The sequence below is a fragment of the Pseudomonas sp. Kh14 genome, assembly GCF_900291005.1.
Classification (GTDB): Bacteria; Pseudomonadota; Gammaproteobacteria; order Pseudomonadales; family Pseudomonadaceae; genus Aquipseudomonas; species Aquipseudomonas alloputida.
The window spans coordinates 1-381 of sequence record NZ_OLKJ01000059.1; the positions used below are offsets into that span (position 1 = coordinate 1).

The 381-nt window shown below is 64.8% G+C and carries 1 protein-coding gene; it reads right to left on the reverse strand.

Annotation, left to right across the window (positions count from 1 at the left end):
• Positions 1-42: 42 nt before the first annotated feature.
• The coding region (locus tag FQ668_RS27320) for a GNAT family N-acetyltransferase (RefSeq protein WP_144180754.1) at positions 43-381 on the reverse strand (339 nt) is incomplete at its 5' end.

The following is a 381-nucleotide window of genomic DNA, read 5'->3' on the forward strand; positions in this document are numbered from 1 at the left end:
ACACAAGGCCGCTCCTACAGGGATCGTGTGAGGCCTGGTTTCTCAACTGGGTTCTGCCCCCGGGTTCAGCACCAGCTGCATGAAGGTCAAGTCCAGCCACCGGCCAAACTTCACCCCCACCTGCGGCATCTGCCCGGTCACCACGAAGCCCAGCCGCTCGTGCAGGCGCACCGACGCTGCATTGCCGCTCTCGATGGCCGCCACCATCACATGCTTGCCACACTCGCGCGCACGCTCGACCAGCGCTGCCATCAGCACTGGCCCCAATCCCTTGCCGCGCTGATCGCCACGGATATATACCGGGTGTTCCACGGTGTTGCGAAAGCCCTCGAACGGCCGCCAGTCGCCAAACGACGCATAGCCCAGCACACCGCTCCCGTC